The organism is Bacillus sp. 196mf (assembly GCF_003217275.1).
Classification (GTDB): domain Bacteria; phylum Bacillota; class Bacilli; order Bacillales; family Bacillaceae_G; genus Bacillus_A; species Bacillus_A thuringiensis_S.
The window spans coordinates 1-8,108 of sequence record NZ_QJTG01000059.1 but is presented as its reverse complement, the minus strand read 5'-3'; the positions used below and the strand labels follow the sequence as shown (position 1 = coordinate 8,108).

The window sequence follows — 8,108 nt, the reverse complement described above, 5'->3', positions numbered from 1 at the left end:
CCCCCCTGTTTGATATACTCAGTATTTACAAATGGGAGGCATATGAAACTAGTAAAATTAAAAAAAGACACCAAAAGGTGGCTGAGTAGTTACGTTTTTAATTGAACTTACAATTTTAAGCTTCTTTTCTTCAATTTTTACATTTACATCTAATAGACCATCCAAGCTCGTAGCGCCAGCAAAATGAGACCAAGAAACAGGATTATTTGCTGTTAGTTTTACTTCTTGAGGTTGAATCACATCATTCGTTGCAGCAAAAGATGATGATGGGGGCCCTAGACATGTTATACATCCAACTGTTAAGATAGCTGCCTTTAAAATTTTTGTTTTTCTTTTCATTGTGAAAATCCTTTCTTAAATTAATCGTAACGTATGTAAGAATACTCAATATCTGTCTTAGTTTCAATAGACTTTTCTGCAAAATAAATTAACAGAATACTCTCATAAATTTCAAAAGATAATTAAATTTCAGTAGATAAAGGGTTGTGGACCATAATGATTCCTGTGTCAGTGTTTAAAAAATTCTGTTCTAATGAACCAACGCCAGATGATTTAGGGTTCTGTTGCACAGTTTTTGTAACTGAGTTAGACTGTAGAAAAAATGAGATAAGGGGCATAACATAGGAGATATTTTAAAGGAAAACAAAATGGCACACCCTGTTTGGCATTCAGATGAAACTTATATCAAAGTCAAGGGGGAGTGGTGCTATCTGTATTGTGCGATTCATTAAGAAGGATATACATTGGATATCCTTCTTTGTAAAACAAGAGATCATCAAGTCGCCTATATTTTTATAAAAAGGTTAGTGGAGAATTTTGGAGAACCAACAGTTCTCACAACAGACAAGGCATCTGCCCTCCTTTGTGCGTTCAAAAAACTGAAACATAACAGTTTTTGCGCATACGAAACATTGCACCGTTAAGCATCTAAATAACCTCATTGAACAAGATCTTAGACGTATCAAGCGACGTTTTGTTAAATCCGGAGGATTTCAAAGCTTTCGTAAAGCTTCAAGTACCTTGAAAGGAATTGAAACGATTCATAATCTGTCCGTCGAAAAGTAATTACAGGAATTATTCAAAACGGCTTAAACTATAACTATATTTTGTAAACGAGTTCATTTTTTCAAACTTTGCAACAGAACCTAATAGTGTCTGTCGATGCGAGTTTCATCATCTTTTTCCACCATACCAATACTTTTTACATCTTTCTATTTTGCTTTTTCCTCTAACCAAAAAATATCATCTGTTTGATAATAATAACCTTTTTCAATTTGGCTGTGGCTTTTTTCAATCGTGCATATATAGCCATTTTTAACTTGTTTTATATCCTATTCTTTTCTCGTTGTCGAAATCAATACGTATTCATACCGTTCATTTAGAGGAGAATACATGTATACTTCTGACTTATCAGAGGTGGTATTTTAACACAAGAAATATTATTTATAGGTAGTGCAACTAATGAATCATAATAAAATATGGCCTTGTACTCATCTCATACATACGATTCACATCCCCGAGTAGAATGCGGAATTCTCAACTAAAAAAATCATTAAAGGGTTAGCAACAGCAACGATTTTAAGTTCTTTTGCCGTATCTACTGCATCGTTTGCAGCGGAACCCCCGCTTCTCCAATGGAAGTACAAAAACAAAACGAAATGAAACAAGCGGGTTGGAAAATAATCGATGGAAAAAGATATTATCTTCAAAAAGACGGTTCTATTGCGAAGCCAGACCAATCGGTTTTCTTCTGGCCTGACGAGGGTGCATGACCAAATTGAATGAAGATGGACCTTTAAATATTCTTGATAATCTGAGCAATCACTGGGCTCAGAGATGAGATGTAGATAAAAATAATGGATTGCAAGGACTTATGCAGGGCAAATGACACATCTATATGCATAGTTTAGGAAGTAATAATGAATTATATATATTTTTTAAAATGTAGGAGGACGTATTCATGAAAGAAGTAACTTTTTTAGGGAATCCCATGCAATTAAGTGGAAGTACATTAAAAGTAGGTGACCACGCACCTCACTTTGAAGCGCTAACAAATAATCTATCGCCAGTTCATTTAGAAACTTATAGCGGAAAAGTGAAATTAATTAGTGTTGTACCATCTCTTGATACGGAGGTGTGTGATGCACAAACTCGCCATTTTAATCAAGAAGTCTCCCATTTAGAAAATGTACAGTTTTTAACAATAAGTGCAGACTTACCATTTGCTCAAAATCGTTGGTGCGGAACACAAGGGATGGAGCATGTAGTAACCCTTTCTGATCACCGTGATCTCTCGTTCGGAAAAGCTTATGGTGTAATTTTGAAAAATCTTCGCTTACTTACTCGTGCAGTATTTGTGATAGATTCTACCGATACTATTGTTTACGCCGAATATGTGAATGAGGTCACTCACCATCCGAATTATGCCGCTGCTTTAGAGGCTGTCAAGTTCGCTAAATAATAAAATGAATCCCCATTATCCTCTGGATAATGAGGATTTTAAGTTCGCATCAATATATGACAAGGTTAATGAGACTTGAATTTCTCTATTTTTGTAGATAAACGTAATGTTTAACTTATAGATGCGCGGAATGAATCAGGAAATTCATTTTTTAAATTTTACTATAATTTTTAATTATGCTAAACTATAATTAAGATTCATTTTTCTTTAAAACTTATTACCCCCTAATACAGGTTTAAAGGGATTTTGATCTCGATTGTCATAGAAAAAATAAGGAATGAAGACGGTAACAGTTTACTTAGAACAAACATCTGAGAGACTTGAAAGTAATAAAATTAGGATACGAGCACTTGTAAAATGAATGAAATGAGGTGAATGTAACATGAGAACAGTTGCAAGACTAGTACAAATGGTACGACAGGAAGAACATCATAAACGTCAAGAAAACGCAGAACGGCACTGTATCCAGCAGTTAAAAAGAGAAAAGGAATGTATCAAGCTAAACAGAAAAAAGTTAGAAATCAAATAAAAGAAGAAAGATGGGATGAAATATGTAAACAAGCCGTACAATTATTTAATCAAGGGATGGAATATCCAGATATCTCAAAAAAAACCGGGTGTAATGTGAGTAATTTGTATAGAGAACTCGAAAAGCGTGGTGTATTACAAATGCCAAGACAAGCATTATTATCTAAAACAGTAAAGCGCCCCATAATGCCACCACGAACAAAAAAATCAAGGTTTGAATAATAACGTTTCCTGATATTGCATAATGTGAGTCGAAAATATCTGAAGGAATAAACGTTTGCCCTAACACTTAAAATGTATATCATTTTACAATACAAGATTTAAAAAATTAGAGAAAAGCAGAAAAGATAAAAAAATTTACAGGGGTCATTTATTACGTTATAATAAAATCATTCTTTCGCCCGACGGAACCAAAAAAACATTTATAGTTTTATCAGTTTAAAAAGTTATTGCATTAACGATGTATAAGTTATGTTACCCCGTATTTAACCCCGCCATGGCATATCATGACGGGGTGTTTATTTGAATACCCCGCAATTCGTTTTTTGCAAAGGTAGATATTCGTCCGAAATATTCCGGTTTTGGTGCAAAAAAAAGAAACGATTTGAAAAGGTTCTTTCAAACTTGATCATACTAGTACTACTACTGAAAAGAAGTGTGTGATCAGTATGGAAAAAGAAAATATATTCAAACGGTAACATTATCAGCTCGATATCATTGTATTAACAGTACGTTGATATATGCGGTATAGCCTAAGCCTTCGTAATTTGATAGAAATTCTGTAAGAAAGAGGATTATCCTTAGCCTATACAACGATTATGCGATGGGTTCATCGATATGAACTAGCATTAAATGAGCAAATTCACAAACATTTGAAAACAACTAATAATTCTTGGAGGGTGATAAGACATACATCAAAACCAAAAGAGAAAAATGTACTTATATTGTTCGAATGATTCTAAAGGAAACACGATTGATTTTTATTTAAGTTATAAACGAAATGCGAAGGTTGCCAAGTATTTTTTTTAAAATCCTGTGCTTCCTGTCATACCACATGGTACGCCATCTCGTTTTAAAAATATATAAATGATATCATTGAACAAAATTATCGTTTTATCAAAAAATGAATTCGGAATATGTTTGAATTGACATCCGTGCTGACAGTTACAAAAATGATTGCTGGAATAGAGACTATGCACATGATGAAAAAACATATAAATAGATTTTTTATATTCTTAAGAACACTAGACATGAAATTAAGATTTTACTACAAGTATAGATATTTGATATGAGGTGTTTATTTGAAAACAAATTATTCGGTTTCTTTCCTGTATGTTTATGTATTTCTAACGGGTGCAGCGGTTATGTCACTTGAAATTGCAGCTTCACGCTTCCTTGCTCCTTATTATGGGACTTCCATGATCGTTTGGGCGAATATCATTGGTCTCATTTTGCTTTCCCTATCTGTTGGTTATTGGATAGGTGGGAAATGGGCAGATAAGCGTCCTGATGGCTACCTATTAATGAAAATTTCGCTATTTTCAGGGGTTTTTGTGTCGATACTTCCTTTATGGAGTAAATTTTTGTTTCCTATGCTTTCAGCTGGGATAATGAATACATCAATTTGGATTATTATTGGTTCCTTCTTTGCTATTTTATTGGTTTTTGCTCCTCCAGTGTTTTTATTAGCGATGGTAAGCCCTTTTGCAATTCGATTGATTGCAAAGGAAACGGAGAACCTTGGGAAAGTAGCTGGGAATTTAACAGCTTTTTCTACACTGGGTAGTTTATTTGGGACATTTGGAACTGCATTTGGAACTATTCCGTTTCTTGGTGCACGAGAAACAATCTTTGTATGTTCAAGTTTTCTTATTATTATTAGTACGGCCGGTCTCTGGAAATCTCCGGCGAAGAAGTTGGGCATTTTTATCATCGTACCTGTTTTGTTGTACTTTATGACCAATACAAAGGAAACAACAATGGCAGGAGAAAAGATTTTATGGGAACAAGATTCATTGTACCAACATATCCGTGTAACACAAGATGATTCTAAAGACATTAGTCTTGTTTATAATGAGGGTGGAGGCGTACAATCTCTACGTCGAGCTGATGATTCTTTGTATCATGATGATTATTATAATAACTATCTTTTGGTTCCATTTCTCGTGGATTCACCAAAGGAAGTTCTGATACTCGGTTCAGCTGGAGGAACAATACCGCGTTCAATGGCTACATATGTAAAGCCACTCTTTCCTAATTTAAATATCTCTGGTGTCGAAATAGATTCAGATGTTATCGAATTAAGCTCACGTTTCTTTGATTTACAACCCAAAGATGCAAAAATTATTAATCAAGATGCACGTGTTTTTATAAATAGTACAAATCAGCTCTATGATGCAGTTATGGTTGATTGTTATTCCCAACAAATATATATTCCATTTCATTTATCAACAGTAGAGTTTTTTAACACCCTTCGGGAAAAGTTAACAAAAAATGGAGTAATTGCGATGAATGTGAATGCTACTACTCCTGACTCTCGTTTACTTACTTCGCTTACAAAAACTCTACAACAAGTGTTTCCATATACCTATTCAGTTAAAGTACGTGGACAATACAATTACATGTTACTTGGTGCCATACACCCTTTAGACACAGAACAAATCAAAGAAATTGATGTAACAAACCCATTAGCAGAAATAAAAAAAGAATGTCCTGAAAATTTAGAAGCCCTCTTACCTCATCAAATACAAAAAGGAGATATATTAACAGATAATCATGCACCTACGGAATGGCTGACAGACTCTATGATTTATCGTGAGGCTAACACCCGTGATTAGTATTAGCAACATGTAATTGGTCTATATGGCCTCACGACAGATGCCATCAACTTAAGAATTTTCACTACCCCGAAGTACATAAAAAACGTCATCCTTTCTTAACAAGCTAGATAAGAAAGGATGACGTTTTTTATGAAACTCTCGATTCAAGAGGAATTTCAACCATTTGCGGAAAAATTAAAGCGATACATCACACTTGTATTTTTAGAAGGACTAGCAAGAGAAATGGGATTTAGAAAACGAAAACGTAAGTTTTCTGGCACAGACTTAGCTACGATTTATATTTGGATTAGTCAAAGAGTAGCTAGTGGTTCCTTAGTACGATGATGTAGTAGGCTTCATGCAGCCACGGGTACTTTACTCAGCCCTGAGGGCTTAAATGGTTCTGTTGCAAAGTTTTTAAAGCTAAGCTAGACTGTAGAAAAAATGAGATGAGGAGCATAACATTTGGGATATTTTAAAGGAAAACAATTCGAAAGAGACATTATCTTGGTAGCCGTCAGCTATTATTGTCGTTTTTCTTTAAGCTATCGTGAGGTTGCTGGAATCTTGAAAGAACGTGGCATATTCATTCATCCTAGGACCGTCATGCGTTGGATTCATGAATATGGAAATTTGAGTTATCAAATCTGGAAAAAGAAAAACAAAACGACACACTCTGTTTGGCATTTAGATGAGACTTACATCAAAGTTAAAGGGGAGTGGTGCTATCTTTATCGTGCAATTGATGGAGATGGGCATGTACACAACCCCCTAAAACCCATAGTTATTTCTCAAATAAATTGCTCTATCGTCCAAAATACAAATTGATGCTATTTTTATACACTTGAATACAGCCTCTGGTTAAACAATAAAAACGTTTTTATACTTGAAGTAATAATATACTAGAACCCTTATTTCAATAACTTTACCTTGATCCTTATACATTTGTGCTTGCCCTGTGGCTCAATAGATACATCTACTATCTTAAATTGACTATTACGCCCTATTAATACTTCTTGCTCCGTTTCAATTTTCGAAATCGGAGCAATATATGCAGCTCTCGCTCCAGGTGGGATTTCAATTTCTAATAAAAAAAACACCTGGGAGCGGATGCCGAGCATTCCTAATAGCGACTTCCCTGCAAAAGACATAGCTTTATCCTGTAAAAGAGACGTACTTAAATACGCTGATTCAGTTACTACCGAGTCCTTCAGTTTGAGAATTTCCTTTTTTATCTCCTCGGGGGTTTTATCTTGTGTCTGTATACTATTATTCCCCAAATACAAATTAGTGGGTGCCGGAAAGCTCCTATATGTCGTTACAGGAAAAGGATATTCTGCAGCCTTATCTAAAAAGCTGTCAATGTGTTTCATTTGATCTGCAACAAATTCCTTTTCGCTAAGTATATTGACAGCTTTCTTAAAGTTTTTCTTTATCTCATCTGGAATCCTAAACTTCTCTATAATATCTATTTGAAATTTCTCTTTTATACTAAGATGATCCATTGAATTTATAAAGTTCTGGATCTTATTTTCATCCATTTTATACTTTCGAAGTTGTGATGACATATAGTCTTTGACTTTTTTTAAGTTATCTGCATACTCATTCGCAAAAGGATAAAGCTTCATTCTTTCATCCGTATAAAGGCTAATTGCAAGCCTTTCATCAGCAGTCAGTTTTTTATAGAGGGGTATGTTCTTCAGTAAATCACTCTTAATTTTTGCTGACTGATCTGATGTATACTCCTTAGATTTCTCGATTGGCTTGAAACTCTTTGCTAGCTTTTCGATTATTGGTTTCTCTTCTCTTTTTCTTTTTCTGCTTTTTTTTCTCTTTCTTTGTTCTCTTCTTTTATATTCTTAAATCTCTTCTCTGCTCCCTCCAAAGATATCTTTTTCTCCTTCATATCAGCTTCAATTCGAATTAGCTCCTCCCCAATCTTAACCGCTTCCTCAGCAGTCACTAATTTTGAATCTATCAATTCTTTATGGTAAGCGTCTAATTCTTTAATAACTTTCTCTCTCTTTTCTTTTTCCTTCTTTTCATCTTTAGTCTTTTCTTTTCCCTCGATTGCCCCCGCATGAGCCGTTAACGGACTCCCCACGATCGGTGATCCACTCAAACCAATCAACGCCGCCGTCGTCAGTACTTTTGGTATAAATTTTTTCATGTATTTTCATCATATTGCTAAATAAACTTATTTGGTTTATTTAGTTTCAATAAATGATATTGAAATTTTAACAAGTACACACCATCAAGACTACTTGTATTTATTCCTAATTACTATGTAAACACATATG

6 protein-coding genes and 5 pseudogenes are annotated in these 8,108 nt (G+C 34.4%); 8 read left to right on the top strand and 3 right to left on the bottom strand.

The features are described from left to right. Positions 1–57 precede the first annotated feature (57 nt). Positions 58–339: a hypothetical protein gene (locus ATL10_RS29815; protein WP_110498213.1), complete on the bottom strand. Its 282-nt coding sequence runs from the start codon at positions 337–339 to the stop codon at positions 58–60. A 296-nt stretch (positions 340–635) separates the two neighbouring features. On the opposite strand from ATL10_RS29815, the pseudogene ATL10_RS29810 reads away from it, so the two are divergent. From ATL10_RS29810 to ATL10_RS29780, 8 genes and pseudogenes are all read left to right on the top strand, one after another. Beyond that, a pseudogene (locus ATL10_RS29810) lies at positions 636–1,062 on the top strand (IS6 family transposase); the annotation flags it as partial. A gap of 572 nt (positions 1,063–1,634) precedes the next feature. Continuing rightward, positions 1,635–1,772 (top strand): hypothetical protein, encoded by a 138-nt coding sequence (locus ATL10_RS31470; protein WP_181419360.1) that lies wholly within the window; start codon positions 1,635–1,637, stop codon positions 1,770–1,772. A 188-nt stretch (positions 1,773–1,960) separates the two neighbouring features. Next, positions 1,961–2,461 (top strand): thiol peroxidase, encoded by a 501-nt coding sequence (tpx, locus tag ATL10_RS29805; protein ID WP_110498211.1) that lies wholly within the window; start codon positions 1,961–1,963, stop codon positions 2,459–2,461. A 382-nt stretch (positions 2,462–2,843) separates the two neighbouring features. After that, a pseudogene (locus ATL10_RS29800) lies at positions 2,844–3,211 on the top strand (hypothetical protein). Positions 3,212–3,702: 491 nt separating this feature from the next. Beyond that, a pseudogene (locus ATL10_RS29795) lies at positions 3,703–4,281 on the top strand (IS6 family transposase). 9 nt (positions 4,282–4,290) lie between these two features. Further along, complete coding sequence (locus ATL10_RS29790) at positions 4,291–5,826, top strand: spermidine synthase (protein WP_110498209.1); 1,536 nt, start codon at positions 4,291–4,293, stop codon at positions 5,824–5,826. A gap of 132 nt (positions 5,827–5,958) precedes the next feature. Then, a pseudogene (locus tag ATL10_RS29785) lies at positions 5,959–6,150 on the top strand (IS4 family transposase); the annotation flags it as partial. Between the two features lie 123 nt (positions 6,151–6,273). Beyond that, positions 6,274–6,567, top strand: a pseudogene (locus tag ATL10_RS29780) (IS6 family transposase); the annotation flags it as partial. 152 nt (positions 6,568–6,719) lie between these two features. Here ATL10_RS29780 and ATL10_RS29775 read toward each other — a convergent pair. Both ATL10_RS29775 and ATL10_RS29770 read right to left on the bottom strand, forming a co-directional pair. Next, positions 6,720–7,436, bottom strand: a complete 717-nt coding sequence (locus ATL10_RS29775) for an ADP-ribosyltransferase (protein WP_110498207.1) — start codon at positions 7,434–7,436, stop codon at positions 6,720–6,722. A gap of 161 nt (positions 7,437–7,597) precedes the next feature. Further along, positions 7,598–7,978 (bottom strand): hypothetical protein, encoded by a 381-nt coding sequence (locus ATL10_RS29770; protein WP_110498205.1) that lies wholly within the window; start codon positions 7,976–7,978, stop codon positions 7,598–7,600. Between the last annotated feature and the right edge of the window lie 130 nt (positions 7,979–8,108).